Here is a 25,042-nt window from a genome sequence, read left to right as displayed (position 1 = left end):
AAAATAGACGTTGAATTCTCAGATCAGCGAGGACAGCCATGGGTAGCATTATTTCTGTGCATTCTTTTCGTGGTGGCACAGGCAAATCAAATACAACAGCAAATCTGGGCTGTACCTTGGCGACGTTGGGCTATCGGGTGGCGATCGTGGACACTGATATTCAATCCCCCGGTATCCATGTGCTCTTTGGCCTTGAGTCGGAAGATACGGAACATGCCCTGAATGACTACCTGTGGGGACGCTGTGAAATTACCGATGTGGCGCGGGATGTCAGCCATCTGATTACGGCTCACGGCCAGCAAGCTAAAGGAGCCATCTATCTCATTCCCTCTAGCCTCAAAACCAGTGAAATTACCCGTGTGCTGCGGGAAGGCTACGATGTCGGCTTGCTCAATGATGGTTTTCAGCAGTTGCTCCAAGGGCTGAATCTCGACTTTTTGCTCATTGATACCCACCCAGGGCTGAATGAGGAAACGCTGCTCTCGATTACGGTTTCCGATGCCTTGGTACTGATTCTGCGCCCCGATCGCCAAGACTTTCAAGGAACAGCGGTCACCGTTGATGTGGCGCGGCAGCTTGATGTGCCGAAAATGGTGATGGTGGTTAACAAAGTCCCCAGCGCCTTTAATAAGGACTCCCTCAAGCAGCAGGTGGAAACGACCTATGGTGTGCCGGTTGCAGGTATCCTGCCTGTTTGTGAAGAAATGTTTCAACTGGGGAGCAGTGATATTTTCTGTTTACGCTACCCTGAGCATCCCTACAGTCTCGTTGTCAGGAGTGTTGTGCAGCATCTGTTGGATTAGGGTAGCCTAGGAGTAGGGATTGTAATTTTGATCCTTCTCGAGTGCCACTGCCAGTCACTGCCGTTGAGGAACATTGCCAATGATAGACAGTCAAGACGCTAGCAGTGGTGGTGGGGGTCTCAATCCAGCAGATTTACTGGTTTTGCCCGATCGCCAGCGATCGCTTTTGACACTGATGATGCGCCAGCCAACGCCCTTCACCGTGCCCGAATTGGCTGAGCAGTTGCAGTGGTCTGCGGAAGAGGTCAGTGCTATCCTCGCAGAGGTTCTCCAACTCGGCTACGTGACAGTTGACAACGACACCTACCAAGTCAAACTCGGACGGCGAACCCCGCGCGTGCAACCCAAGCGTCAATCTCCCCGAGTTGCGGCGGTTTGGGACAAGTTGGGCTAAGTCTGAGCCACTTCCTCAGTTAAACCTCTAATTATAGAGGCAACCCCTGTGGTACGCTTAATTACGCTAAGTTTCGTAGAGGAAAGTCAGGACGAGTGCGCCCAAAAGTTCTTGCCGGCAACTGGAAAATGCACAAAACCCAACAGGAAGCGGTGGCCTTCCTACAGGAGTTCCTAGGGAAATTGGTGGACACCCCCAGCGATCGCGAGGTGGTGCTCTGTGTGCCCTACACCTGTTTAAGTGTATTGTCCAAGAGTCTGCACGGAACGCGGGTGAAGCTGGGTGCCCAAAATGTCCACTGGGCGGATCAAGGGGCGTTTACGGGTGAAATTTCGCCACCAATGCTGGTGGAGTTGGGCGTGCGCTACGTGATTATCGGCCACAGTGAGCGGCGGCAGTATTTTGGTGAAACCGATGCCACGGTTAACCAACGGCTCAAAGCTGCCCAAAGCCATGGCCTGACACCCATTCTCTGTGTCGGTGAAACCAAAGCCCAACGGGATGCCGGCGAAACAGAAAACCACATCTTTCAGCAGTTGGCCCTGGACTTGGTGGATGTGGATCAGAGCAATTTGGTGATTGCCTATGAACCTATTTGGGCGATCGGTACGGGCGACACCTGTGAAGAAACGGAAGCTAACCGTGTCATTGGCCTGATTCGTAGCAAATTGCAGAATCCCGATGTCCCCATTCAGTACGGTGGCTCGGTCAATGCCAACAATATTGATGCAATCATGGCACAGCCAGAAATTGATGGGGTGCTGGTGGGTGGTGCTAGTTTGCAGCCGGAGAGTTTTGGGCGTATTGTTAATTACAAGCCGCTTTGAATATGACTCTGAGTTCGGCGTCAGTGCCCTAGATCACCGAATTTATGTCTGGAAGCCCGGTACTTTAGTACGGGGAGGAAACACAGAGACGACTTTAGTCGGTGCTAGAGTTGATACAATTTTATCTATGGAACAAACCCTAACAGTCGTTTACAGGCTTCAGCCCACTCCTGAACAGTCTCTCAAAATCGAGTGATTCTTGAAAGCGTTTGCAGAGGCTTGTAACTTTGCCAACAAAACCGTTCAGCCGACCGTAACGAATAAGATCACCATTCAAAACAGGGTTTATCAGGAACTTCGTTCTCGGTTTGGGTTAAGCGCTAATCAAGCGGTTCGGGTTTGTGCCAGAGTCGGAGCCAACCGCAAGACCGCCAAGCTGAAAGGTAAAGCGGTTCAAGAATTCAAGCCAACTTCAGCAGATTATGATGCTCGCATCTTTACCTTCAAGGAAAAAGATGAGTCGGTGAGCCTGACGCTGTTGGAGGGTCGAGAGACCATTCAGCTTGATATGGGTGATTATCAAAAGAACAGGTTGAGAGGGCGAAGGCCAACATCGGCTCAGTTGTGCAAACATCGGGATGGCTTCTACTATATCCACATCCAAATAACCGAAGAGGCTCCTGAACCCTCTGAACCGAGCACCGTCATGGGTGTGGACTTGGGGCGACGAGAGATTGCTAAAACCAGTACAGGTGGAGGTTGGGATGGGAATCAGTTAAACGAACGTCGAGATAAATTTCATCGAGTGAGAGTGTCAATTCAAAAACGAGCCTCGCAGGGCACGAGAAGTTCGCGGCGGTCTTGCCGAAAACTTTTGAAACGGCTGGCGGGTAAAGAACGACGCTTTCAACAGTGGCTCAACCATTCGATCAGTGCGGCGATTGTCCGTGAAGCCAAAGCACTCAATGCGGTGATCGCGATAGAGGACTTGACGGGAATTCGCGAGCGCCTGAATCAGCAACCCCGAAGCAAAACCGAACGCAGACGCTCCAATAGCTGGTCGTTCTATCAGTTGCGGCAGTTTATTGAGTACAAATGTCTGCGAGACGGCGTGAGGTGGGTGACGGTCAATCCAGCGTATACCAGCCAAACTTGCCATCGATGCCTGCATATTCATCCTGATCCTTGTCGGTCCTATCGAAATGGCAAACAGTTTGCTTGTGGTCATTGTGGCTAGGTTGGTGATGCTGATCTGAATGGTGCCTCTGTCATTGCCTTATTGGGCGAGTCCGTAACGCTCGCTGGAAGTTCAGGCTATTTGGTTTGTCCAATGGCCCAGGGCTACTGAAAGCCCCCGACTTTAGTTGGTGGGAAGTTTACTGTTTGATCGAGTACCCTCCCAAGTGGTCTATTTCTCAAATTGTGAATGCCCTGAAGGGGGTATCCAGTAGGAAATACGGCCAAGAAGGCTTCGCCAAACCGTATGGAAAAGAGGCTCTCTGGAGTCCGAGCTATTTTGCGACGAGTGTAGGTGGAGCGCCGTTGGCAAGGCTAATTGCTTATATCCAAGGACAGGAAAAGCCGCCTTATAGACTGCTAGGTCACGGGTAGCAAGGCGGGGCTTGTACCCATTTTTTTGGTCAACAGCACCACCGCCTGAATCTGTTCCCTCGGATCAAGGGGAGCGATCACCACCCCCACCGCCTCTTTATTGAGGATGGGGATCTCTTCGCCGTTGGTAATCCATGCCCGTTCTTGGCTTGTCACCAGTGCTAGGGGGCTACCGCCACGACCAATGCCCGCCAAGCGATCCGATTTTTGCCGCAGGGGCATCGCCAACTGACCTAAATGACCAAGGGGCACAACTTCAATTAGGGGCAGGGGCACTTGTTTACCAAGGCCTGAAGCGGTAACGAGGATGACATTCTCCAGTTCCGACAGGGCGATCGCCCCCACCAAGGTTTCTTGCACACTAAGGCGCACTGCCACTTGACCCTGATTCAGCCGCCCCAAAGCGGGAATGTCGGGAATGAAAAAGTGAAAGACCCGCCCCCGCGAGGTGGCCAACACTAAATGATCCGTATCCGCAGGCAGTACCCAACCGAGGGCATCCCCCGCCTTGAGTTTCGTGAGTTGCAGACCGCGCCCGCTCAGGTCTTGCAGATCTGAGACTGGAATGACCTTAATGCGGCCTTGGCGGGTCAGCAGAATCAGCTTCTCTGCTGGGGGTTGACTGGGCAAGACAGTCAGGAGAGTTTCCCCTTGCGCCGACTCCGGCAAGAGAGTCAGTAGGGGTTGACCGCGATCGCCCTCACGGCGGCTGGTAAGGGGTAATCGCTCTACGGGCAATGGATAGACCTTGCCACTTTCCGTAAATACCCACAGGCGATCCCTAGCCTGCACCGAGAAGGCCAAGGGCAATGGCTCTGACCACGGTAGCCACGTTTGCAGTTGGAGACTTCCCCGACTGCGCTGGGACAGACAGCGCCCGTAACCACGATGATTCACTTCGATCCAGAGGGGCGTATCGTCACGACCATTGGTCTCCACAGGGGTGGGGGGTGGTGGTGCTTGCGTGAGAATTTGGGTGCGGCGGGGATCGACAAACTCTTTCTTTAACTGCCGCAATTCTTTCTTCAGTGCCTTGAGGCGCTCAGGACGCTGGGCAATCAGGGTTTCCAATTGGGCAATCCGCGCTTGCAGCTCCGCCTGTTCCCGTTCCAGTTCTTGGCGCTCCTGTTGGGTGAGGCGGCGTAGGGGCATGGCAATCAGGGCACTGGCTTGGCGATCGCTCAAACCTAAGCGGGTCATCAATTCCCGCTGGGCGGTACTGCCATCCGTTGCCGATCGCAAAATCTCAATCACCTGATCCACGGCATTGAGACCGATTAAGAGTCCCCTCACCACATGCTCGCGGGCTTGAGCCGTTTCAAGATCATGGCGATACTGCCGCAGCAGGGTCTGCTCACGGAACTGAAGAAACTCACTGAGAATCTCCTTCAGGGAGAGTTGGCGGGGTTGATTGCCCACCAGTGCCATTAAGTTGATGCCATAGGTTACTTGGAGTGCCGTTAGGCGGTAGAGTTGCTCCAAGAGTTGCGCCGCTGAGGCATCCCGCTTCAGTTCAATGACCACCCGCAGCCCCTCGCGATCGCTCTCATCCCGCAGATCGGCAATGCCCTCAAGGCGACCTTGATTCACCAAATCTGCTACCTTCTCAATCCATGCCGCCTTATTCACCTGATAGGGTAGCTCCGTCACCACAATTGCTTGGCGGCGGTGGCGGCCGCGTCCGGGCTGAATATCCTCAAGAGTAGCCACCCCCCGTAGGGTGATCGTCCCTCGACCCGTCGCATAGGCGCGCAGCAATTCTGCCCCATCCACAATCACGCCCCCCGTGGGAAAGTCGGGTCCCGGCAGGTGGGTGAGCAGTTCCTCTAGGGAGAGATGGGGGCGATCAATGAGCGCAATCAGGGCATCCACCACTTCCCCCAGATTGTGGGGGGGGATATTCGTGGCCATACCCACCGCAATTCCCGTTGAGCCATTCAACAGCAAAATCGGCAGTTGCGCCGGCAGCACCAATGGCTCCTCTTGGGAACTGTCAAAGTTGGGGACAAAATCCACAATAGCGTCGCTGATATTCTCCAGTAGCGTGCGGTGGGCGATCGCTGCCAAGCGGGTTTCCGTATAGCGCATTGCCGCTGGCGGATCATCATCAATGGAGCCAAAATTGCCATGCCCTGCCAAGAGGGGATAGCGACTGCTAAAGGGCTGCACCAAGCGCACCAGTGCCTCATAGACCGCTTGATCCCCGTGGGGGTGATATTTCCCCAGCACATCCCCCACCACCCGTGCACACTTGCGAAAGGGGCGATCGGGCGTCAACCCCAACTCGTACATGGCATAGAGAATCCGCCGATGCACTGGTTTTAGCCCATCCCGCACATCTGGTAGTGCCCGCCCCACAATCACACTCATGGCGTACTCCAGATAGGAGCGTTGCATTTCACTGTGCAGTGGTGTCGGAATCACCTGTCCAGAGGTCAGCAAATCCAGTTGTTGGGGCATGATTACGAACGAGCCAAAGGATCATTCCCCACGATACAAGAGTTTTTCGAATTGTAAATTGACATACTCCCCCGACTTTAGGCGGGGGATTCTTGTTACTGGTTCCGCGACCTCGCTTACGATTTCAGGTTGCCCCGCCACCGCAGAGGCGAATGTCTCCCCAGTCGTTCGGGATGGCTCCCCAGTTCCCCAATGCCCTTGGGTACTGTTGTTCGCCTCAATGCCTAGCATCTGCAAACCCCGCTTCAGGATTTGTATCGCCGCAGCCGTATCCCGACACGCCTCAAACCCGCAGGGGCAAACGTGCGTTCTCGTGCTGAGTGACTTCTTAACCCGTTGCTCACACTGGGGGCACTCTTGGCTGGTGTAGGCAGGATTCACCGCGATCACCACCTTGTCCCAAACCTTGCCGTAGTAGTCTAGCCATTGAGTGAAAATGCCCCACCCTGCATCAGAAATCGACTTCGCCAAGGTGTGGTTTTTCACCATGTTTGCAATCTGCAAGTCTTCGTACACCACGACATCGTTAGATGCCACTACGCACCGAGCTAACTTCATCGCCCAGTCTTTACGTTGGCGTTGGACTTTCAGATGCACTTTACCCAGTCGTTTTCGCTGCTTGTGGTAGTTTTTGGATTGGGACTTAGCCCCTTTCCGATATTTGCGACTCAGTCGCCGTTGTTCTCGCTTCAGCCGCTTCTCTGCCTTGCGCAAGTATCTGGGATACACCACGGCATTACCGTTTTGGTCTTTGTAGAAATAGGTCAAACCAAGGTCTAACCCAATGACGTTGCCCGTGTATTCTCCCTGCTCTTTACGCTCAGCATCTAAAACAAACTGGACATAGTAGCCGTCTGCACGACGAATCACCCGCACTCGTAGAATTTTGCATCGGTACAAGTCTTCTCTGGTCTCGTGATTGCAGAAAACCGAGAAAGTGCCTGCATTGAAGCCATCGGTGAAGGTGATTTGTTGGCAGTCGCTAGAGAGCTTCCAGCCTGACTGTTTGTACTCGACGGAGCGAGAATGTTTCTTGAACCGAGGATAGCCCTTTTTCTTTTCTCCTTTTTTGCAACGGCTGTAGAAGCGAGAGATAGCCGCCCATGCCCGTTCTGCACTTGCCTGCCTAGCAGATGAGTTAAGCTTTTTGGCAAACTCAAACTCTTTAGCGAGGTTTTTAGAGAGGGTATAAAGAGCGGATTTACCGACTCCCCGATGATCCATCCAGTACCGAATGCATTTGTTGCGAATGAACTGTGCAGTGCGGATAGCTTCATCGAGGGCTTGGTATTGCTCCTCAGACCCGTGCAGGAGCTTGGCTTCTCTGACTAGCATGGGTTTATTTTATCGGAAAAAAGCACAGATAAAGCCGTCCTCTAGACCGTTAGGTCGCGCGTAGCAGGACGGGGCTTTAGACCCATTTTTTTGGTAAGTTTAAGACTCCGTTGGGGTTGCTTCTTCAAGCTTCTCCTTGGTCAGCCGCGCCACTAGTTCCTTGATGAGGATGTAAATGATCGGCACCACAAAGAAACTGAGAAATGTGGCTGCCAGCATGCCGCCCGTGACACTCGTTCCCAAGGAGTGACGGGATTTTGCCCCAGCACCCGTAGCAATGACCAGCGGGAAGATGCCCAGAATAAAGGAGATGGCCGTCATCAAAATGGGGCGCAGCCGTTCCTCGGCGGCATTGATCACCGACTTGACAATGGACGTGCCCTTGCTTTCGCGAATTTGGTTGGCAAACTCGACAATCAGAATCGCATTCTTACTCGCGAGGCCAATCAGCATCACCAAACCAATTTGGCAAAATACGTCATTACTTAGCCCCCGCAACCACTGTGCCAGCAAAGCGCCCATGATCGCCAAAGGCACCGAAAGAATAATGATCAAGGGGTCAATATAGCTTTCGTACTGCGCCGAGAGCACGAGGAATACAAACACGAGACCAAGGCCAAAAATCAACGGTGCCTGACCTGCGGAGCGGGTGGACTCTAGGGATAACCCCGTCCAGCTATAGCCGATGCCATTGGGAAGCACCTCCTGAGCCAAGGATGCCATCGTCATCATTGCTTGACTATCACTGAGGGGCGGCACGTTTTGACCGGTAACCTCTGCCGAACGGAACAAGTTATGGTGATAAATAATCGGCGGTGCCGAGACCTGTTCAATCGTTACGAGGTTGCTGAGGGGAATGAGGGCATTTTGCTCTGAGCGTACATAGATGCGGTTGATGTCATCGGGATTCGAGCGAAACTGCTTATCCGCCTGCACAATCACTTGGTAACTGCGGGCAAAAATCGTGAATTGGTTAACGTATAACGACCCCAAGTAAATCTGCATGGCATTAAAAATGTCCTTGAGGGGAATCCCCAAGGCAAGGGCGCGGGTGCGATCGACCGTTACATTCAACTGGGGGGCATTAATGGCAAAGGGGGTATTCACTGACACAAGGCCGGGGGTTGCATTGGCTTTGAGGATTAGCTCGTTCACTGAACTCGCAAGGGCTGCAAGGCCGAGACCCTGCTGATCCATCACCTGCATATCAAAGCCGCCAAGGCCACTGCCACCAAGGTTAATGGTTGGCACATTAGATGAAAACACCACTGCTCCGAGTTCACCCACGACGGCCTTCTGAAACTGGGGCAGCAACTGATCAAGGGTTGGCCGCTGTGACCAGGGCTTGAGACTCGTAAAGATAATTCCTTTGTCTGAACCTGTGCCGAAGAAGCTAAAACCGCCAATGGCAAAGGTATGTTCGACCGCTGGATTTTGGGCGATCGCGTCCGCTGCTTTGAAGACAATATTACTCGTGTATTCGAGGGAGACCCCTTGGGGCGATTGTACGAGAGTAACAAAATAGCCCTGATCCTCTTCGGGGACAAAGCCACCAGGGACAATCTGAAACAGCCCGTAGGTCACCCCCAGCAGTGCCACAAAGCCTGCCAGCACCCAGTATTTGAGGCGCACGACCACATTCAGGTTTCGTTCATAGCCCCGCCGCAGTGTATCGAGAAAGCGGTTAATCCAGCGAAACAAGATAAAGTTCGCCATCGGGGGACGTTCCCGCCGCAGGAGCAGGGCGCACAAAGGGGGAGAGAGGGTTAAAGCATTAAACGTAGAAAGGGCGATCGCAAAGACAATCGTCAAAGCAAACTGCTGATAGAGCCGCCCAGTGACCCCCGGAAAAAAGGCCACAGGGATAAAGACCGCCATCATCACCAACGAGGTGGCAATCAATGCCCCTGTCACTTCCTCCATCGAGCGACTGGCGGCTTCTTGGGGGGTCATGCCCTCGTCTTCCATGAGACGGGTGACATTTTCCACGACCACAATGGCATCATCCACCACCAGCCCCGTGGCCAGCACCAGACCAAACATGGTCAAGCTATTGATTGAGAAGTCAAAAGCCTTCATAAAGGCAAAGGTGCCCACCAAGGAGACAGGGATTGTTACCGACGGAATAATCGTGGCACGCCAATCTTGCAGGAATAAAAAGATCACCGCAATCACAAGGATGATGGCCACAATCAGCGTAATGACCACCTCTTTGATCGACTCCTGCACCGCATCGGTGGTGCTAAAGCCGACACTCCATTTCAGGCCGGGCGGAAATTTCGCAGCTAAAACAGCCATCTCCGCTTCAACCGCGCGGGCAATGTCGAGGGCATTGGCACCACTGAGTTGATAGATACCAATCCCAACGGCGTCACGGCCATCAAACTGAAAGTTGGTGTTGTAGTTTTGTGCCCCTAGCTCGGTGCGACCGACATCGCGAATGCGAATCACGGAACCATCGTCGCCGCGCTGAATAATAATGTCGGCAAACTCTTCTTCTGAGGCCAAGCGACTTTGGGCTTGAATCGAAATTTGAAACTCCTGTCCCTCTGGTGCTGGGGGGGCACCAATAATCCCGGCTCCCACTTGGACATTTTGATCGGAGAGGGCACGCACCACATCCTGAGCCGTAAGACCGCGACTGGCTAAGCGATTGGGATCAAGCCAAATTCGCATGGCATAGGTGCGTTGACCAAAGACCTGAACCTGTCCTACCCCGTTCAGACGTTGCAGGGGTTGCACCACGTAGAGGGTCGCGTAGTTACTGATGAATGTGGCGTCGTAGTTGTATCCCTCCTCTGGGTACAGAGCTAAGGCCAAAACAATCTGATTTGTGGATTTGCTGACATTTACCCCAGTGTTGATGACCTCTGGTGGCAGTTGGGAAGTGACTGATGCCACTAAGTTATTCACATCCACCGCAGCAATGTTTTCGTCGTAGCCCTCAGTGAAGGTGATCGTAATATTGCTGTTGCCAAAGCTGTCACTGGTGGAGTCAATGTAATCCATCCCCTCCACGCCATTGATTTGCGTTTCTAGGATCGTAGTGACATTCGTTTCAACGGTTTCAGCGTTGGCACCTGCATAGTTGGCAGATACCTGAATTGTTGGCGGTGTAACATTAGGGTAATACTCAATGGGCAGCGTTGGCAGCGCGATCGTCCCCACCAGAATAATCAGCAGAGAACAAACCGTGGCAAAAACGGGGCGCTTAATAAAAAAATCGCTAATCATGCTCTTTTAAGACTCAGGAGTAATGGGCACACCATCGCGCAGGCGCTGAATTCCCGAGACAACAATTTGCTCTCCCGGTTTGAGGCCTTCAAAAACTTGATATCTATTCCCTTGGATTGCCCCCACTTGAATGGGCTTTTGTTTGGCAATCATTTTGCCCTCGGCGTCTTTTTCGGCAACAAAGACAAAGTTTTGGCCGGCAAGATTGGAGACAGCCGTGGTCGGCACCAAAATCCCCGGTTGCTGATCGAGAATAATGCGGGCTTGAATTTGTTGATCGGCACGGAGATTATTCCGCGTATTCTCGTAGAGGGCTTTAACTAAAATGGTTTGGGTATTGTTGGTGGTGTTGGGGGCAATGAAAAAGACGGAACTCGTACCGACGACATTGCCATTCATGTCTATTAATTCCACTGGCGTCCCCATCCGAATGCGGGGAATTTGCTCAATGGGCACTTGGATATAGACTTCTAGGGGTTGATTTGAGGTCAGGGTGAGGAGGTCGGTTTGGGGCGTTACAAAATCGCCCACTTTGGGGGGAATATTGCCGACAACACCACTAAAGGGAGCACGCACCTGAAACCAATTCAGGACAACGGCCTGCTGCTGGGCATTGGCTTGGGCAGCCAAGAGGACTTTTTCTAACTGAGCAATGGTAGCTTGTTGGGCACGAATATCCGCCTCGGTTTGTTGGAGTGCTGCTTGGGCAGTCCGAAAGCTGGTGATGAAGGATTGCGCTTGTTCTTTGGAAACAGCCCCTTCTTCAAAGAGCACCGTGTAGCGTTCCGCTTGAATCCGATTGAACTCTACGGTGGCTAGATTGGCACGGCGCTGGGCTTCAAGGGCGCGGAGGATCGAGCGGGCATTCTCTACATTGGCTTGGGCAGATTGAATCGTGGCTAAATTGCTAGCCACAACGGCTTGCTGTTCTGAGGGGTCAATGAGAATGAGGGGCTGACCTTGAGTGACAAACTGACCGTTTTGAACATTGATTTGCGCAATTCGACCCGAAACTTGGGGTTGTAGGGTGATCGACTCACGGGATTGCAAAGAGGCGTTGTAAACAGCGGTTTGCGAAAGGGTTTCCGTTTGAACCGCCGCAAGTTTCACCCGTGCCGCTGGTGGGGGCGCCGTTGCCTTTGGTTGGCCACAGGCGGTAGCAAGGAAGCAAAGACTTCCTAGGAGAGCTGACGTGAACAGTTGCCGTTGCACCATACCTCAGACCTTAGATGTCACCCAGAGTGGGCAATCAGTATCCTCAGTCTAGCCTAGAGGCGCCTATGGCGAGTGCTGCTTTAATAATTAGTTTCTGTGTATCTAGGCGGCATAGAGAATAGCCCCTATTGGCAATCCTCCGCTAAGATGTAGAGCAAGGGGCAGGGGGTCATTGCTGGCTCACCTTAGAGGCTAGGACAGTCCTTGCACCAACCTTTATCAACGACAGTACAGGTACCAGTGGCTCTTACCAAGAAAACACAGCAAGAACAACCCATGATTAATGAGCGCATCCGTTTTCCTCGGGTGCGAGTGGTGGATAGTGATGGTTCCCAATTGGGGATTATGTCGTCCCAAGAGGCGATCGCGATCGCCCGTGAGAAGGAACTTGACCTTGTTCTCGTCAGTGACAAGGCAGATCCACCCGTTTGCAAAATTATTGACTACGGCAAGTTTCGCTTTGAGCAGGAAAAGAAGGCGCGTGAAGCCCGCAAAAAGCAGCACACCTCCGATGTCAAAGAGGTGAAGATGCGCTACAAAATTGAAGAACACGATTACAACGTTTGCATCAACCGCGCCGAGCGTTTCCTCAAGGCTGGAGACAAGGTGAAGGCCACTGTGACCTTCCGAGGGCGGGAAATTCAGCACTCCCACTTGGCAGAAGAACTCCTCAACCGCATGGCCAATGACCTGCAAGCAGTGGCCGAAGTGCAGCAGGCACCAAAGCAAGAAGGGCGCAATATGATCATGTTTTTGGCACCGAAGCGGTAATCAATGCTGGGGGGCGTATGTTTGGCTTTCGTCCAGACTCCAAATCTAGCCCGCTGGATATTTCAGCCACTGAAAAACCCCGTTCGGCACTGCTGCTGGCGATCGCCGCCCTTGTCACGATTATTCTTTGGCAGATTCCCTTGGGGAACTATCTGCTATACCCCTTTACAATCTTGGCCACATGGTTCCACGAGATGGGGCATGGCCTGACGGCGATTCTGTTGGGGGGCTACTTTCGGGAATTAGTCATCTATCCCAGTGGTTCAGGGTTTGCGCGCTATGGGGGCGAGGTGCTGCTGGGCAATTTGGGGCATGGCTTAGTTGCCATTGGCGGACCCCTAGGACCGGCGATCGCTGGCAGTCTCTTTATTTTGTCGAGTCGCTCTCATCGCGCCACCGATATTTGCCTCAAAGCCCTTGGAATCACTATTTTGGCATCAGTGCTGCTGTGGGTGCGATCGCTCTTTGGCATAATTTTCATGACATTGGTGGGCATTGCCATTCTGCTGGTGGCCTATCGCGGCAATCGCTGGCTCAAGGGCATTTCGATTCAGTTTCTTGGGGTGCAGGCCTGTATTAGCACATTTCAGCAGGTGGACTACCTCTTTACCTATGTCATTCCGGGGGGGCAGCTTTCCGATACGGGGCTTCTTCAACAGTACCTCTGGCTCCCCTATTGGCTGTGGGGGGCGCTGATTGCTGTGATGACCTTGGGGTTGCTGCTGTGGAGTCTCAAGGTGGCCTATACCCGGTCTAAGTAATACCCCAGCGGTGTCGCCAACGACTGGTGGATTCACAGTTAGCAGTTTGCTGCTCTGCTTGGCGGCGCGATCGAATCGTCTCGGCACTATCCCGCAGGTGCGGATCGCGGTAGGGAATACCCGCGCGGGTTTGCAAATGTTCCTGCTCCATCAGCGACAGGGGAATAAGCTGATCGGCTTGCCAGCGAGCCACGGTTCCCTGTGCCCATTCATGGCTGTGCTGGGGGGCAATAATTGGCAGCGTTCCAAGGTGTAAACCCGCCGCCTGCAAAGCGGTACGCACGGCAGCAGCACGACAATAGGTAGCCAAATGCCCCTCAGGTGCTAAACACTGAGCCACGAGACGCAAAAATTCTACCGTCCACAGTTGCGGACAGCGCTGGGGTGAAAAGGGATCAAGAAAAATCGCATCTCCTTGGAAGCCTTGGCGCACGAGGTCTTGAATGGTTTGGCGGGCATCGCCAATTAAAAGCCGTGCCTCACAGTGGGGGGTGGTCACCTGCTGTTGCTGAGCGAGTCCTTCAAGAATCCCTTGAACCGATGGTGGCCAAGGGGGCATGACCGCTAAGGCTGCTTGGGGAACGCCCAGATCGAGTTCTAAGCCAATGACCGTGACTTGACAGGTGGGATTGTGCTGCCAAATAACCTCTAACGCAGCGGCTGTGTTGTAGCCCAAACCATAGCAGATGTCCAAAAGGCGCAGATGAGAAGCTTGAGCTTTGCGGGGCAGATCGGTGGCGATCGCGAACTTTTCAAAGGCTTCTTGACGCGCTCCCCCAAGGCTATGGAACGTTTCCCCAAATTCTGGCGAAAAAAACGTCAAAGAACCATCCGCCGTCGGTTGGGGCTGCCAGATTGAGTTCAGGGCAGGAGCGAAGTTTTGGGAATAGGCCATCACTGCGTTTGCGTGGGAGTCTGTGGTGGGGGGGCAGGTGGTTGGTTCATGATCACAACGCCAATTCCCGCGATCAAAAGGACAATGACGATCCCGCCAACAATGAGCAACCAAGGGGGAGAGGATTTCGGGACGGGTGCTGCCTCTGGGGTAGCATTGGCTGGCAGCGGTGGGGGAGTGGCATTAAATTGCGTTTCTTCTTCTGATTTTTTATCGTCTCCGCCTTCTTCAGCTTGGGTAATCGTTGAGGTCATGGGCACGGCCTTAATGCTGTGATAGTTGACGCTCTTCAAATATTTGATAAACTCCGCCTCGCCCATGGACACAGTGGCATAGTGCGCCTTGACGGAGCCGCCAAAGTTAATTTCATCGCCATCTTTTAGCTCATGGCTTTGCACCCGCTGGCCATTCACTAGGATACCGTTGGCACTGGGCTTACCATCAGCATTGCCATCCACGACGCGATAGCGATAGCCATTTGGTGAGGGAATCCGCAGCAGCAGCGCGTGTTGCCGTGAGACACCGTGACCATGAATCACGATCGCATTGGTGACATCGCGGCCAATGGAGTAGGTTGCCGCATCCAAAGGGATCGTGCGCTTACCTGTTTCATCCTCAATGTTGAGCAGATGGTGCTCACGGTTACCACTCATGGGAACAACCTAGATTAATTGACGATTGCTAATCAATATCTTAGCCTGAGGGTCAGAATTCCCAAAGATGCCAAAAAAGCTAGGGGCAACAATCATTCCCTAGCCGAAATCCCATCCCCTATCAAGTCAGAGGGTCAGAAACTAGAACGTAAACGTGGAGCGCAAAACCCCGACCACGGTCGTTTGGTTATCACTGTTGAACTCAGGATTGAAGATGACAAAGACCCCCGGCGTGACACTCAAATTGTCGTTTACTTGAAAACGATAAAAGGTTTCCAGTTGGAAAGGACGCGCTTTCGTGAACCCCGCTGTGGCATTCAAAGCCGCTGTGCCAATGGTTGTCCCTTCAAGATAGAGGGGCTGACCAAAGATAAAGCCCGCAGCATTGCCTTGGAAGAAAGCATCCTTAAAGTAAATCCCCCCCATAAAACTCGTGTAGTAGGATTTGCCGTTAAAGGCGGCTAAGGCACCACCTGCGAGCGTATTTGTACCGCCAATGGCATCCACAATAATGCCAGCACCGTAGGCAGAAAAGGCAATTTTATCCGTGAAGTTGTAGGTGAAGGTTCCCCCCAAACCCACCAGTTGCACCCGTTGGGCTAAGCCATTGGGACTACCCGGAATCGCAAACACATCCCCCCCAGTGCCCAATAGTCCATTCGAGGATAAGCCCGTGCCCAAGATATTGACCGCATGTTGTGAATAGGCAAAGTTGAAGGCGGCCGCTAGTTTTTTGTTGGGGGTAAAGGTGGCCTGCAAAGCTCCTGTGAAGGAATTCTCATCATTGGGGAAGAAACCCGAACCAAGGGGATTGACTCCCGGCTGCAAGGTGGGAATGCCTGCTGTCACACTGCCATAGAGCGCGGTTAAGTTCACGGTCTGCGAGGGATTCCAAATAAACCCTGCCCCTGACGCTAGGCCAATACCAGATGTCCCTCCCGAAAGACGGGCGATCGGGTTGACTGTCGCAAAGCGGGAAATTGCCCCCTGTCCATCATTGGCCCAAGGAATAATTTGCGGAAAAGCATCCGTGGTCTCTGCCTTGGGAAAGACAAATGCCGTAAATTTGCTCGTTACTGGAAAGATATAGAGCAGTTTATAGAGATTGAGGGTGTTGGGGGTGTAGGCACTCGAATTCAAGTTTGAAGGATCAAAGGCAAATTGCGGCGCAAAACTCAAGTTGGTACTGCCCGAATCCAGCAGGCTGCCGGGAAAGAGGGTATTTTGAACGCTATTACCCCCCAGCAGAGCACCGCCAAAGTTAGCCGCCTGCAACCCCGTAATCAGCATATCTTTACCAGTAAAACTGGTGTTGAGGTTGAGGCGCACTCGATAGTTGACCACAGGATTAGGATCAGTTCCTCCCGGTGCACCACCCCCGGCGGCCTCAAAGGAGAAAATCGCTTGCCCCGTGAGTTTGGTGGTGGTGGAGAATTGGGTTGCTTCTAGGGCAGCGGTACGAGCTTCGAGGTTATCCACCCGTCCCCGCAGGGTTGCTAGCTCAGCGGCATAGTCCTGCATCAATTTGCGGACGGTTTCTAAATCTTCCTTGCTGGCAAAGCGATCGCTAATGACATCGAGGCAGGCATTGAGGGCAGCAGCCATTTCAAAGCGCGTTAGGGCACGATTCCCCCGAAACGTCCCATCGGGATACCCAGCAATACAGCCATATTTTTCGACAAGGGATGCCAGTGCTTGGTAGGCCCAATCGGTTGGGCGCACATCCGAAAGTTGATTGACAGAAGTGACCTGTCCCATGCCAGCGTCGGCACCTAGGAGCAAGTCATTGATAGAGCTTTGCTGAGTGGACGCTGAAGAAGCGGCAGATCCTTGAGGCAGGAGAGTCTCGGCGCGTGCTGGAATAGTGGTTGACATCAGCGGCAGCACAAAAGATACACAGGTACCCAGCCCGAGAAAAAAAGAACGGCAACGACGGTGCATAGTGTCCTCACAAACAAAACAGACGCATTAGCCCTACCCCATGGCATCAGTTGGGGCAAAAAATCGATAGATTTTTGTAAATGTTTTTACCCTGATTTAGGTAGAACATTTATGGCTCTAAATAATCACACTAGCACTCTGTGTCATCGTGCCAAAATCAATTTATTCGATCTCTTTGATAATGCAGAGCTATAGGTGCAGCCGATTGACACCTACAGGGTTTCCTGAGCCACCAAGGGAAAGAGGCGCACAGGGGCTAGGGCTTGCAATTGTTGGCCGAGGCGAAAGGCTTGGGGTTCGTAAAGTGCGAGGGTCAGTGTCGCAGGCAGTTGCTGGATAAAGGTGCGCGATCGCGGCAGGGGCAGACCCGTAATCTTGGTGATTAGATTGCCAATTTCTAGGGCAGCTTCCGCATTGCGAGGATGACCAACCCAAAGCCGCCAGAGACGGCGGGGCGCCATTTTGCCCTGTTCAATGCGCCGTAGGCCATCAATTGTCGCTAACACAATCAGGCGATCGCCCACCGTGAGTTGCAGCGTATCACTGGGCAAAAACTGCTGACTGGTCTCACCGCCAAGAAACTGCTCATGGCGATTGTAGAAAATGGGGATGACTGCATAACCATAGGCCACCTCCCCAATCAACTTGCCCTCAAGGGTATCCCCAGCGGTAACGGTGTAGTCAGCAATCAGTACCGTCTGCTGATCAATTTGGAACAGACCCAGCATCGTTTCCCCAAAGGCGGCACCAGCAAAGGCCTCAGCAGCAAGGGCATAGGCACAGAGGGGGCGGGCACGGGGTAGGAGATCCCGCAGATCATTGGTGAGGCTGGGATCATAGATGCCAATCACCAACCCAATGGGGGATTCACGCTGCTCTGTGGCTTGGCGGGCAATTAGGGCTGCCTCTAGATTCAACATTTCATCGGCAGTGGTGAGAACCACACTTTTGGCGGTCTCCAAATGGGCTTGAGGGAGCTTTTCGGGAATGTTGCCAAGGAGCATGGGCAGGTCTGCAAAAAGCTGGGTTTGCTCTGGGTTGTCCACCAGTAGCACAAGGGGTTGACGGAAAGCACGTAGGAGCTGCACCACCTGTTGACCAATGCGATCTAAGCCAACAACAATTACGTGATCCGCCGTGGGCAGAGGGGGACGTTTCTTGAGAAAGTCAAACCGCGCTTGCAGCAGCTTTTCCGCCAAAAGTCCCAAGACACCGACAATAAAGAGGAGACTGACGATCGCCACCAAAATACAGACCACCAGCAGCCAAGGGGGAATCGGATCGTTTTCTAGCCCACCAAAGACATCGCCAAAGCCCCCCAGCAGGAGAATAAACCCGGCAGCAAAGGCCTTTTGCCATGTCAGTTCGGGGACGTTGTAGCGCAGCAGGATCGCGGTCAACAGCCACAGACCACTGCCCATCCAAAGGCCATTGAAGATCAACTCGCGGGAGCGATCGCCATGGATCCACTGCCAAAATTGTTCTACCTGCTCAGGCAGTTGGCGCACCTGCTGAATGAGGCGGTGGATGGGATTGGGGTCAGGGATGGGCAAGGATTTCACCACTTCCACCCGTTCAATCCAAATCGGGCGATCGCCCACCTCAAAGAGCAAATCGGGTGGCCAATGGTTAAAAAGGCGGTGGGGGCGAGTTGGCTGGAAGATTGAGGATTGGGAATGGCAGGCGCGAATACTAATCAGGCGTTGGTGACGGCGCTGCCAGCGGTGGGCAGGCGTACCCACTAAGGGGCTCTCAGCGGTAATGGTTTGTTGCAACACCCGAAACTGCTGACCCTCAATCGTAAACGCAGCAAGGATATTTTCCTCAAGGGCCGCAAGGGCAAAGGCAGGCGCCGGCAGTTCCGTGGGATTGAGGGCTACAAAGCTGCCCAGTTTTTTCTCTAGGAGTGCGTTGAGGTTATCGCGACTAGAGCGCACCACGAGGTGAACATCAGGATTTAAGCGCCGCGCCACAATCGCCGTGGCAATATTGGTGGCCTCATCACTCGTGACTGCTAGTAAGGTACGACAGCGATCGATCCCAGCCGCCTTGAGAATCGCCTCCTGCCGGCAATCACCGATGATCACCGGTTCACTGAGCAACTCCGTCAACTGCGGAATTTCCCACTCAATGTTGGCGTGGCGTTCAATGGCACAGATCTCTAGGGTCAAATGCTCACCTGCAAAGCGGCGCAGACTTTGGATACAAAACTGCCCTAAACTGCCTAGGCCGCAGACAATAAAGCGATCGCCCGCAGTCGTTTCACCTATTTGAGTGGCCTGCGGTGTGGCTGAGGCAACAGACCAGGATTTCCACCAATAGGGAAAAGGCTGATGGGGTTCTGCCGCAAAGAGTTGGAGACTGCCCCGCTGCCACTGCTGCCAAAAGGTCTTACCCCAATTCGCTAGGCGATTGAGATCAACGTGGGTGGCTTCAATCCAGATGCTGAGGTGGCGATCGCCGACATCAATGAACCACGTTGCACTGCTCCCCAATAGTTGGTGCAGTTGGCGGTCAATGACATCCTCAAGGCTGGCCATAGCCTCCTAGCCAAAATGGGACAGCAACTCCTGTTGATCCAACTGACGACCGATCACCACTAAACGGGTTTGGCGTAACTCTGCCGCTTGCCACGGGCGATCGTAAAACGAGTCTAACCGCTGACCGACCCCCTGTACCACAAGACGCATCGGCTTGCCCTCAATGGCCGCAAAGCCCTTAATGCGGTAAATGTCGGGTACTTGCAGCAAGCGCTCAAGGGATTGACGTAGGCGTTGCAAATCCCAAGCCCCCAGCTCTAAACAAACCGCTTGAATCGCCGCGTCGTGGTCATGCTCCTCCTCAAAGTCATGGTGGCTGGGTCGCTGCCCCAAGTTCTCCTCAACCGCTGCATTAAATCCCAGCAGCAGATCCGCCGGCACCTGTCCTTGGTGAGCCGCCAGCAGCTTAATCCGTGGGGGCAATTGAGTGCGTAGTTCAGCGATGAGCAGCTCCACCTGATCGGGAGTCAGTTGATCCGCCTTGCTGAGGATGACCAAGTCGGCACAGGCCAGTTGATCATTAAAGAGTTCCTCAAGGGGCGTGTCCTCATGCTGCAAGTTGGGATCTGCATCTTTCTGAGCAAAGAGCGCCTCTAAATCTGCACTTACTTGACCCGCTGCCAAGGCAACACCATCCACAACGGTCACGACCCCATCAACAGTAGCGGCATGACGCACCTCCGGCCAACGGAAGGCCATAACGAGGGGCTTGGGCAAGGCCAGTCCCGACGTTTCAATGACAATGTGATCAATCTCCTGCCGCCGCGCCAAGAGGGTCTGCATCGTTGGCAAAAACTCATCCTGCACCGTGCAACACAGACAGCCGTTGGTAAGTTCCCAAATGCCCGCCGTGCGATCGCAACAGGACTGCAACAACTCGCCATCAATACCGACATCACCAAACTCATTCACAATCACGGCAATGCGCCTGCCCGCTGCATTTTGCAGCAACTGCCGAATTAGGGTCGTCTTCCCACTGCCAAGAAAGCCGGTAATAATCGTCACTGGAATTTTTGCACTCATTAAAATGCCTCAATGTTGGGAAAATCCTTCAGTTGATGAGCCGCCTCCCCACAGGTTCGCGGTGTCGGAAACACCTTTTCGGGGTTGGCCAGACGTTTTGGATCAAAGGCGGAGCGCACCTGCTGCATTGTGTCGAGGTCCGCTGGGCTAAACATTTCACTCATAAAACAGGCTTTATCACTGCCGATGCCATGTTCCCCAGAAATGCTGCCCCCCAAGCGCACACAGAGCTTGAGAATTTCTCCCCCCAAAGCCTCCACCTCTGCTAGGGCGCCGGGTACCGCTTGATCGTAGAGAATCAAGGGATGCAGGTTACCATCGCCAGCGTGGAAGACATTGGCAATGCGATAGCCACTGCGCTGACTGAGTTGTTCAATTTCCTTGAGGACAGTGGCCAGTTGACTGCGGGGAATCACGCCATCTTGGACAAAATAGTTGGGACTGAGGCGACCCGCAGCGGCAAAGGCGGCTTTGCGACCCTTCCAAAGGCGGAGCCGATCTTCAGCCTCTGTGGCAACAGTGACTTGGCGTGCCCCCTGTTCATAGCAAATGCGCATCACGCGCTCCTGTAAAATCGGCACTTCGGCATCTAGGCCATCCACTTCCACGAGCAGCACAGCGCCAGCATCGCGGGGATAGCAGTTGGTGGCCACCACATCTTCAACGGCATTGATACTGAGGTTGTCCATAATTTCCATGCCAGCGGGAATGATACCAGCACGAATAATGGCGGAAACGGTTTCCCCAGCGGCTTCAATTGTCGTGAAGTCCGCCAATAGCACGGCGATCGCCTCCGCCTGTTTGAGAATTCGCAGCCGAATTTCCGTGGCAATGCCGAGAGTGCCTTCAGACCCAACAAAAACCCCCATGAGATCATAACCGGGCATTTCTGGAGCGGCACCCCCCAGTTCAACAATCTCACCATTGGGCAACACCACCGTCAGTCCCAGCACATGATTCGTGGTCACGCCATACTTCAGGCAATGGACACCGCCGGAGTTTTCGGCCACATTGCCGCCAATGGAGCAAATAATTTGACTCGAGGGATCGGGGGCATAATAAAACCCCTGATCGGCCACGGCTTGGGTGACCCATGCATTAATCACCCCCGGCTGCACCACCACCTGCTGATTGGCCAGATCAATGTCTAAAATCTGGTTCATGCGGGAAGTGACGATGAGAATCCCCTCGGTGTGGGGCAAAGCACCCCCCGATAGCCCTGTCCCTGAGCCACGGGCAACAAAGGGAATTCGATAGCGATCGCACAGCTTGAGGATCGCTGAGACCTGGGCAGTGGTTTGGGGGAGCACGACCAGCTTGGGTCGCTGCCGATACATGGAGAGGCCATCGCATTCATACACAAGGGCTTCCGCTGCATCACTAATGACGCTCCCCTTGCCGACAATGGCTATTAGCTCTTCCCTTACCCGCTGCCAAGGGGTAATTTGCTGTAGTGTGGACATCCCCAGTGTTCTGAAACCGCCTTCTCTTATCCTAAATTGGCTCCCCTTGAGAAAAATGGGGGCAGGGGGGATTTGACATTTATTTACTAAATAGTTATAAAATTATATTTAGAACAACTAAAGTAAAGTAGTAACCGTTTTAAGTCTCATTTTCAGGCTGAACGAGTCCCCTCACGCTTTACCCCATAAAGGAGTCCGCTATGCTGTTTCGCCAACTCTTTGACTACGACACTTGGACCTATTCTTACCTAATTGCTGATGAAGCCACGGGTGAGGCCGCCTTGGTGGATAGCGTCCTTGAACAGGTGGATCGCGATGTGCAGTTAATTGAGCAATTGGGGTTGAAACTGCGCTACTGTCTCGAAACTCATGTCCACGCCGACCATATTACTGGGGCGGGCAAAGTCCGCGAACGCACAGGCTGCAAAACCTTGGTGCCCGAAAATGCCCATGTAGACTGCGCCGATGGCTATATTAAAGACGGTGAAGTGATTCACGTCGGCAGCATTCCGATTCAGGCGATCGCTACCTTGGGGCACACCGATAGCCACATGGCCTTCTTGGTGAATGGCACCCACCTGCTGACGGGGGATTCCCTCTTTATCCGTGGCTGTGGGCGCACTGACTTCCAAAGTGGCGACGCAGGTGCAATGTACGATGCCGTAACGCAGCGGCTCTTTACGCTCCCAGACACCACCTTGGTCTATCCCGGCCATGACTATCGCGGTCACACCGTTTCCACCATTGGTGAGGAAAAACGCTTTAATCCCCGCTTTGTCGGTCGCGATCGCCAGCAGTTCATTGAATTCATGGCCAACCTGAACCTGCCGGATCCCAAGAAAATCATGGAAGCGGTGCCCGCTAACCAACAGTGTGGCATGGTTGCCGCTGCCGTCTAGTCCTTTGACCCCTGATCGCCCCTGTCTAGCCAACCCTGAGTAACGACTTGAGAACCAACGACTATGACCACAACAACGACTGAGTCTCCCCTGATTTCTGCGGCTGAACTGCACGATGCCCTGCAACGCCAGCAGGTACTGCTGATTGATGTGCGGGAGCCAAGCGAATACAACAATGCCCACATTCCGGGGGCGCTGCTCTGTCCTTTGGCCAATGTGAAGGAACTGGAACCCCCCTGTAACTCTGATACCCCGGTGGTGCTCTACTGTGAATCTGGCCGGCGATCGCGCATGGCCTATGAAACCCTTGCCAGTCGGGGCTTCAAAAACCTAAAAAACCTTGAAGGGGGCATTCAACGCTGGAAACAGGGGGGCTATCCGATCACGGGTGCAGTTAGTGCCCCCATCAGCCTGATGCGGCAGGTGCAAATTGTGGCGGGCAGCCTGATTCTCACGGGAGTGATCTTGGGCTTTACCGTCAATCCGGGATTCTTCTTCCTGTCGGGCTTTGTCGGTGCTGGTTTGGTCTTTGCCGGTGTTACCGGTACCTGTGCCCTAGCACGGCTGTTAGCACTGCTGCCCTTCAATCGCCCACAGGTGAAATAACCGATGCTGAGCTACTGGATAGGGCATGGTCTGGCGATCGCCATTGGCTTGAGTCTGGGTCTATTGGGGGGCGGTGGTTCTGTCCTTGCCCTGCCAGTGCTGGTCTATGTCATGGGCATTGAAACCAAGGTCGCGATCCCGATGACGCTTGTGATTGTCGGCAGCGTCAGTTTACTGGCAGTGATTCCCCAGTGGCGGCGCGGCTACGTCAATTTACGTTTGGCACTGATTTTTGGCTCCGCAACCATGATGGGTGCCTACCTCGGGGCGCGACTGGCCGCCTTGCCCTGGATTACCGATACGGTGCAACTCTTACTCTTTGCCGTTGCCATGATGGTGGCGGCTATTTTAATGATTCGGCGGCAACAGCGTCCCCCTGCCCCTGAACTCACCCCGCCGGAAAGTTCCCTTGAAAGCCAGCTTTATGCCCCCCCAGTCTGTAAGTACTGTTGGCTGTGGCTACCTACCGAAGGGCTGGGTGTGGGTATTCTCACGGGATTGGTGGGAGTGGGTGGGGGCTTTGCGATTGTGCCTGCCCTTGTTTTATTGGGCAAAATTCCAATGCGGCAGGCGATCGGTACCTCACTGCTGATTATCACGGCTAATTCGGTGGCTGCGGTTTGGGGCTATCTGGGCACGGTTAGCTTGGATCCCCGCTTGACCCTGACCCTCACCTTAGCAGCCGCTAGTGGTTCTGTTATCGGTAGCTATCTCAGTCACCGCGTTTCTGCCAAGCGACTTCAGCAGGGCTTTGGTTACTTCTTAATTGGCATTGCGGCCTTTGTGATCCTGAAAACCCTACTGGCCCCCCCCCAGCGCAGCAAAAGCTCCTCCCTACCGCCGAGGCACTCCCTTACTGCATCCGTTGCCACAAGACCAAGCCGCACTTAAGACTCTGTTTCAGGAGCCTCGGCAGCACTCTGCTGTTGCCCAATTTGATTGAGCAGCGAAAGAACGCGACTGCCCCGTTCCAGCGATCGATCCTCAATAAACACGACCTCCGGTGTCCGCCGCAGGCGAATGCGCTGCCCCAATTCCCGTCGCACAAAGCCTGAAGCCGCCTTCAATCCGGCCATCGTTGAGCGGCGTACCTCATCGGTGCTGTAGATACTGACGAAGATCTTGGCGTGCTGCAAATCACCGGAAACTTCCACATCGGTGACACTGACCATGCCCGCCCCCACGCGCTCATCGCGGATTTCATACATTAACAACTGGCTCACTTCCCGTTTGATTAATTCTGCTACCCGTGCCACCCGTCGTTCGGTCGCCATGGCGGGCCTCCTTTTCTCGGTTGTTGGCAAAGACTATCTTGCACCTTTCTTAAATCTTATCAAGACAGCTCTCGCTCTGTTTCTGGCTGGCGGGCGATCGCTCGAGACTTTTATGGCAGCAACCGCTGGCAGTAGTGTTACAAAAGTTAACATTTCCTACTGACGTTCTCTGCCAGTTGAGGCCTGAATTTCCTGCTCCCTTGCCAGATTGCGACCCCTGCTCAAAAATGAGAAAGCTGAGAAGCTAGGCAACAATCACCTTGATATTTCGTAAGAATTCCGCTATCACGTTAATATAGTTCTCCCGCAGCAAATGCTGATGGGAAGCTTAGCCTACCCTTGGTAAACGCCAACAGCAACTAGGTAAAACCACCTACTAGCTCAAGCGTTAGCGAGG

Annotated in this window: 20 protein-coding genes and 1 pseudogene; 10 read left to right on the top strand and 11 right to left on the bottom strand. The window is 53.5% G+C overall.

Translation table 11 applies throughout. The annotated features are described in order from the left end of the window. Window positions 1-38 precede the first annotated feature (38 nt). The 5 genes and pseudogenes from KV190_RS08550 to tnpA all read left to right on the top strand — a co-directional run. Entirely contained in the window at window positions 39-803 is a 765-nt protein-coding gene (locus KV190_RS08550) for a MinD/ParA family ATP-binding protein (RefSeq protein WP_149817487.1), read from the top strand. Between the two features lie 79 nt (window positions 804-882). Next, window positions 883-1,197, top strand: a complete 315-nt coding sequence (locus KV190_RS08545) for a hypothetical protein (RefSeq protein WP_460192821.1) — start codon at window positions 883-885, stop codon at window positions 1,195-1,197. 128 nt (window positions 1,198-1,325) lie between these two features. Next, window positions 1,326-2,024 carry a triose-phosphate isomerase gene (gene tpiA, locus KV190_RS08540; protein ID WP_460195256.1) on the top strand — a complete coding sequence of 233 codons (699 nt, stop codon included), beginning with the start codon at window positions 1,326-1,328 and terminating at the stop codon, window positions 2,022-2,024. A gap of 199 nt (window positions 2,025-2,223) precedes the next feature. After that, window positions 2,224-3,201, top strand: a complete 978-nt coding sequence (locus KV190_RS08535) for an RNA-guided endonuclease TnpB family protein (RefSeq protein ID WP_460192820.1) — start codon at window positions 2,224-2,226, stop codon at window positions 3,199-3,201. 137 nt (window positions 3,202-3,338) lie between these two features. Continuing rightward, window positions 3,339-3,575: pseudogene (tnpA, locus tag KV190_RS08530) on the top strand (IS200/IS605 family transposase); the annotation flags it as partial. Here tnpA and KV190_RS08525 read toward each other — a convergent pair. From KV190_RS08525 to KV190_RS08510, 4 genes are all read right to left on the bottom strand, one after another. After that, a complete protein-coding gene (locus KV190_RS08525) occupies window positions 3,561-6,035 on the bottom strand; it encodes a DNA gyrase/topoisomerase IV subunit A (protein ID WP_460192819.1) in 2,475 nt (824 codons plus the stop codon). The pseudogene tnpA and the gene KV190_RS08525 overlap by 15 nt on opposite strands. 21 nt (window positions 6,036-6,056) lie before the next feature. Further along, window positions 6,057-7,370, bottom strand: a complete 1,314-nt coding sequence (locus KV190_RS08520) for an RNA-guided endonuclease InsQ/TnpB family protein (protein WP_460192818.1) — start codon at window positions 7,368-7,370, stop codon at window positions 6,057-6,059. A 99-nt stretch (window positions 7,371-7,469) separates the two neighbouring features. Next, window positions 7,470-10,604, bottom strand: a complete 3,135-nt coding sequence (locus tag KV190_RS08515) for an efflux RND transporter permease subunit (RefSeq protein WP_460192817.1) — start codon at window positions 10,602-10,604, stop codon at window positions 7,470-7,472. 6 nt (window positions 10,605-10,610) lie between these two features. Next, window positions 10,611-11,819, bottom strand: coding sequence for an efflux RND transporter periplasmic adaptor subunit (locus tag KV190_RS08510; RefSeq protein WP_460192816.1), 1,209 nt, complete (start codon window positions 11,817-11,819; stop codon window positions 10,611-10,613). Window positions 11,820-12,095: 276 nt separating this feature from the next. Between KV190_RS08510 and infC the strand changes: the two genes are divergently transcribed. Both infC and KV190_RS08500 read left to right on the top strand, forming a co-directional pair. Beyond that, window positions 12,096-12,590, top strand: coding sequence for a translation initiation factor IF-3 (gene infC, locus KV190_RS08505; protein ID WP_220131114.1), 495 nt, complete (start codon window positions 12,096-12,098; stop codon window positions 12,588-12,590). A gap of 17 nt (window positions 12,591-12,607) precedes the next feature. Continuing rightward, window positions 12,608-13,351 (top strand): M50 family metallopeptidase, encoded by a 744-nt coding sequence (locus KV190_RS08500; protein ID WP_460192815.1) that lies wholly within the window; start codon window positions 12,608-12,610, stop codon window positions 13,349-13,351. On the opposite strand, the gene KV190_RS08495 is transcribed toward KV190_RS08500, so the two are convergent. The 6 genes from KV190_RS08495 to KV190_RS08470 all read right to left on the bottom strand — a co-directional run bounded on the left by KV190_RS08495 (window position 13,344) and on the right by KV190_RS08470 (window position 21,866). Continuing rightward, window positions 13,344-14,246, bottom strand: coding sequence for a tRNA (5-methylaminomethyl-2-thiouridine)(34)-methyltransferase MnmD (locus KV190_RS08495; protein WP_460192814.1), 903 nt, complete (start codon window positions 14,244-14,246; stop codon window positions 13,344-13,346). The genes KV190_RS08500 and KV190_RS08495 overlap by 8 nt on opposite strands. Beyond that, window positions 14,246-14,899: an FHA domain-containing protein gene (locus KV190_RS08490; protein ID WP_460192812.1), complete on the bottom strand. Its 654-nt coding sequence runs from the start codon at window positions 14,897-14,899 to the stop codon at window positions 14,246-14,248. Before KV190_RS08490 ends, KV190_RS08495 begins: the two co-directional genes overlap by 1 nt. Window positions 14,900-15,040: 141 nt before the next feature. Then, entirely contained in the window at window positions 15,041-16,657 is a 1,617-nt protein-coding gene (locus tag KV190_RS08485) for an iron uptake porin (protein WP_460192811.1), read from the bottom strand. A gap of 395 nt (window positions 16,658-17,052) precedes the next feature. Then, entirely contained in the window at window positions 17,053-19,380 is a 2,328-nt protein-coding gene (locus KV190_RS08480) for an NAD-binding protein (protein WP_460192810.1), read from the bottom strand. Between the two features lie 6 nt (window positions 19,381-19,386). After that, window positions 19,387-20,403: a cobalamin biosynthesis protein CobW gene (gene cobW, locus KV190_RS08475; protein ID WP_460192809.1), complete on the bottom strand. Its 1,017-nt coding sequence runs from the start codon at window positions 20,401-20,403 to the stop codon at window positions 19,387-19,389. After that, entirely contained in the window at window positions 20,403-21,866 is a 1,464-nt protein-coding gene (locus KV190_RS08470; RefSeq protein ID WP_460192808.1) for an FAD-linked oxidase C-terminal domain-containing protein, read from the bottom strand. The genes cobW and KV190_RS08470 overlap by 1 nt, the downstream gene beginning before the upstream one ends. 200 nt (window positions 21,867-22,066) lie before the next feature. Between KV190_RS08470 and KV190_RS08465 the strand changes: the two genes are divergently transcribed. The 3 genes from KV190_RS08465 (at window position 22,067) to KV190_RS08455 (ending at window position 24,262) form a co-directional block, all read left to right on the top strand. Beyond that, window positions 22,067-22,765 carry an MBL fold metallo-hydrolase gene (locus KV190_RS08465; RefSeq protein ID WP_024124642.1) on the top strand — a complete coding sequence of 233 codons (699 nt, stop codon included), beginning with the start codon at window positions 22,067-22,069 and terminating at the stop codon, window positions 22,763-22,765. Window positions 22,766-22,828: 63 nt separating this feature from the next. Continuing rightward, complete coding sequence (locus tag KV190_RS08460) at window positions 22,829-23,371, top strand: rhodanese-like domain-containing protein (protein ID WP_460192807.1); 543 nt, start codon at window positions 22,829-22,831, stop codon at window positions 23,369-23,371. A 3-nt stretch (window positions 23,372-23,374) separates the two neighbouring features. Continuing rightward, window positions 23,375-24,262, top strand: coding sequence for a sulfite exporter TauE/SafE family protein (locus KV190_RS08455; RefSeq protein ID WP_460192806.1), 888 nt, complete (start codon window positions 23,375-23,377; stop codon window positions 24,260-24,262). On the opposite strand, the gene rbfA is transcribed toward KV190_RS08455, so the two are convergent. Continuing rightward, complete coding sequence (gene rbfA, locus KV190_RS08450; RefSeq protein ID WP_460192805.1) at window positions 24,259-24,645, bottom strand: 30S ribosome-binding factor RbfA; 387 nt, start codon at window positions 24,643-24,645, stop codon at window positions 24,259-24,261. The genes KV190_RS08455 and rbfA overlap by 4 nt on opposite strands. Window positions 24,646-25,042 lie beyond the last annotated feature (397 nt).

It is taken from the genome of Thermosynechococcus sp. FA-CM-4201 (assembly GCF_054689355.1).
The sequence above is the reverse complement of the archived record's forward strand: the minus strand, read 5'-3'. Positions and strand labels throughout refer to the sequence as shown.